This window comes from Mesorhizobium sp. M7A.F.Ca.CA.004.06.1.1 (assembly GCF_003999135.1).
Classification (GTDB): Bacteria; Pseudomonadota; Alphaproteobacteria; order Rhizobiales; family Rhizobiaceae; genus Mesorhizobium.
On record NZ_RZPQ01000784.1, the window covers coordinates 1 to 2,681 of the forward strand.

General features: G+C 61.2%; 4 protein-coding genes. All 4 read right to left on the minus strand.

Annotated elements, in window-relative coordinates:
- Nucleotides 1-262, minus strand: a 262-nt coding sequence (gene rpsB / locus EN906_RS30075; RefSeq protein ID WP_127375598.1) for a 30S ribosomal protein S2, incomplete at its 3' end; no start/stop codon positions are given.
- A gap of 203 nt (nt 263-465) precedes the next feature.
- Nucleotides 466-744 carry a DUF4031 domain-containing protein gene (locus EN906_RS30080; protein ID WP_027036667.1) on the minus strand — a complete coding sequence of 93 codons (279 nt, stop codon included), beginning with the start codon at nt 742-744 and terminating at the stop codon, nt 466-468.
- Nucleotides 745-803: 59 nt separating this feature from the next.
- Nucleotides 804-2,102, minus strand: a complete 1,299-nt coding sequence (locus tag EN906_RS30085) for a hypothetical protein (protein ID WP_127269020.1) — start codon at nt 2,100-2,102, stop codon at nt 804-806.
- Between the two features lie 114 nt (nt 2,103-2,216).
- Nucleotides 2,217-2,681, minus strand: a 465-nt coding sequence (locus EN906_RS30090; RefSeq protein ID WP_127375599.1) for a DUF1849 family protein, incomplete at its 5' end; no start/stop codon positions are given.

The following is a 2,681-nucleotide window of genomic DNA, read 5'->3' on the forward strand; positions in this document are numbered from 1 at the left end:
GCTGTGCAGCATCGGCGACGATCTCGGACGCCTGGCGCTTGGTGCCGACGAACAGCACGCGGCCACCCTTGGCGACGGTGTCGGAAACCTGCTTAAGCGCCTGATGCAGCAAAGGCACCGTCTGCGACAGGTCGATGATGTGGATGTTGTTGCGGGCGCCATAGATGTAGGGTGCCATCTTCGGGTTCCAGCGGTGGGTCTGGTGGCCGAAGTGAATGCCAGCTTCCAAAAGCTGGCGCATGCTGAAATCAGGCAGTGCCATTCAAAGTTCCTTTCCGGTTAGCCTCCACGGACACAGGCATTTTTGGACTTTGTCCTCGAACGCCACCGGAGGTTTCAGCCGGATTTCTCCCGGGCAGACACCAAAGTCCGTGTGTGGAATGAGCGCGCATATAGAGGGGATGCGCGATAAACGCAAGCGCCGCGGGATCTGTGATGCGGCGTGCGACGATCCGCGCCCTGCCGTCAGCGCTTTATCTTCCCGTTCGGCACTCGCACTCGCCGGAAGACCGCGACGATCTCCTCGCGGCTGCATTCGATGGCGCCGAGCCGCACCGCACGGTCGCGCTCGAAGCCGGTTATGTCATAATGCGGCGCCGATGTCTTGGGCGGCCCCTGGTAGGATGAGCGCTTGACGCCGAGCCGGGCGGCAAAGCGATGCAACTCGTCGGTGTCGTCGGCCAACAGATGGCACCAGCGATGGCCGGCCCAGTTCCAGATCGCTGCGTCGACATAGACCGCCATGAAGCTTGCTGTTTGCCTTCCATCCTCCACCACAGCGGGCCACGTGGCCCGTCAGGATGTCAGGGACGATAGAATGGATTCGGATAGAAAATGAAGCCGCCATTGGCCGCAAGCTCGGCCACAATGTTGGTGACCGTATCCTGCATGCGACGGTGCAGTTCGGCAACCGCATCGTCGATCGAGCCCGCATGCTCATGCAAGCCCAGTGCCTCCGGCACCCGGATGTGGGCGCAACGCGGCCCGGCCGGCTGCGGAATGAACCGGTTTATCGTGTCGCGCAGCCCGCCTCGACAATAGTCGTTGCGGATCCGCTTCAGATGTTCGGCGATCTGCTCTTGGGTGATGCGCGGATTGGCGCAGGCCCAGGGTCCGATGCGCTGCAGCCTCTGAACCCTATCGGCGAGCGCGCGGACCTGGCTTTGCCGTTCCGTATCGTCGGTGTTTTCGCGTTGCCAGCGACGCGCACGCCGCAGAAGCTCTGCGGTGTCGGTTATGGCAGCGTCGAATGAGATGCTTTCGCCGAGTCGGCGGCCGAGTTCAGCAACCAACGCCTGCTGGCGCTCGGCATAGGTTGCGCCTTCGTCGGATGGCATGCCCGATGCTGCTTCATCGCGGGCCAGCAGCGCCGAATAGACATGGTGGATGCGCTGCGGCAGCGTGTCGGTCGCAAGGCGTTCTATTTTCAGGCTTTTCTCGACATAAGCGCATTCCTTCGCCAGCGCCGCTTCGACATTCCCGGTGAAGGCGAGCTTCCACACGACTGGCGCGATCCAGACCTTGAAATCGGAATCCGTGGCCCGGCCGCGCTTGAGGGCCTCCAGCCCCATCTCGATGGCACCCGGCAGCAAAGGCGCAACGACATTGGCATGCCAGCCGACGCCGCCTTCGGGATGCAGCAGCACGCCATGGCCTTTCAAGGCCCAGGCGATGGAGTGTTCCTTGGCTGCCCCGCTATTGCCGGGAATCTGAGCGATGAGGTTGTTGGCCAGCCAGAACTTCTGCATCAGCCGGCCAAGGCCGTTGACGACACCATTGGTTGCCCATGAGGCCGTGAGCGGGCTGACCTGCGACACGATTTCCTTATCGATCATCCAGTCGGTGAAGAACTCGGGATGATTGGGCGTGATGAAGGTCGCCTTCCCTGCCCCGCAACTGGCCTTCAGCCGCTCAAGGTCGGCGTGGGGAAAGTCGATATGGCGGACATTTGAGACGCCGCGCAGACCGGCCAGGCGATTGAACGGCAAGATATCCCGAAATCCGGGAATGCCGCGGAGCATGACGATCCGGTTGACGGATGTCATGGCCCTGATCAGTGCCGGGTTGGGCCGCGGCGCCACGAATGTATCGATCCTGCTCAAGCTGATCCCCCTCGCGCCTGGACGCCGGGGAGAGGTTGAGAGACGATTGCGGCACGTTCAAGTCGATCGTTACGACCACGCCGTGTCGTGGTAAATCAACTGCCTAGACCGGCACTATTTGGCGGGACAGGGTTTCGTCTGGTCGAACAGCGACAGGTTGACCAGCTTGCCGGTCATCGAGAAGTCGCCATAGTCCATGACGAGATCGCGGGTGATGCCGTTCTCATGCAGCTTGAAGCTGATACGGTATTCCGGCACCTCTTCGCCCGTCTTGTTGGTGTCGTCGAAATAGGCGATGTCGACCGGCCAGTATTTGTCGGTAGCGAGCTTTGCCAGTGCCGAAGCTTCCGGGTCGGCCTTGTCGGCATCGGTTTTCTTGCCGACCACGACGGTGGTGGTCATCACCTTGTTGGCGTCTTCGGAACCGTCGAACAGGTTGGTTTCGTAAAAATTCTCGCCCTTTTCGGCCTTGCCGATCAGCTCGACCAGATGCTGGGTCGGGAATTGGGTTGTCGCCAGCTCGACGCTGTTCTTTTCAGGCTTGTCGATGTCGACCTTCAGGCCCTTGGTCTCTTTGGT